Annotated in this window: 1 protein-coding gene; it reads left to right on the plus strand. The window is 63.7% G+C overall.

What is annotated here, in order from left to right:
• The coding region (locus tag EOA86_RS37160) for an NADH-ubiquinone oxidoreductase-F iron-sulfur binding region domain-containing protein (protein WP_206630278.1) at window positions 1-699 on the plus strand (699 nt) is incomplete at its 5' end.
• Between the last annotated feature and the right edge of the window lies 1 nt (window position 700).

The raw sequence follows: 700 nt of genomic DNA on the forward strand, positions 1-700 counted from the left end.
GTGCGAGCCAAACCGCCGCTGCCGGCGCACAAGGGCCTGTTCGGCAAGCCGACGGTGATCAACAACGTCATCTCGCTGGCTTCGGTGCCTGTCGTCATGGATAAGGGCGCAGCCTTCTACAAGGATTTCGGCATGGGCCGTTCGCGCGGCACCATCCCGATCCAGATCGCCGGCAACGTCAAATATCCCGGTCTCTATGAGGCTGCGTTCGGCATGACGCTGGGCGAGATCGTTGATGATATCGGCGGCGGCACCGCGACAGGACGTCCAGTCAAGGCCGTGCAGGTCGGCGGCCCGCTCGGCGCCTATTTCCCGCGCGCGCTGTTCGATACGCCGTTCGACTACGAAGCGTTCGCCGCCAAGGATGGACTGATCGGCCATGCCGGCATCGTCGTGTTCGACGACAGCGCCGACATGCTGAAGCAGGCGCGCTTCGCCATGGAATTCTGCAGCGTCGAAAGCTGCGGCAAGTGCACGCCCTGCCGCATCGGCTCGACGCGCGGCGTCGAGGTGCTGGACCGGCTCGCCCAGAACATCGAACCCGAGAAGCAGATCGCGCTGGTCACCGACCTTTGCAACACGATGAAGTTCGGCTCGCTTTGCGCTCTGGGCGGCTTCACCCCTTATCCGGTGATGAGTGCACTTAACCACTTCCCCGACGACTTTCGGACGACGCCGGTCGCCGAAGCAGCGGAATAGG

This window comes from Mesorhizobium sp. M5C.F.Ca.IN.020.32.2.1 (genome assembly GCF_004023105.1).
GTDB lineage: Bacteria > Pseudomonadota > Alphaproteobacteria > Rhizobiales > Rhizobiaceae > Mesorhizobium > Mesorhizobium wenxiniae.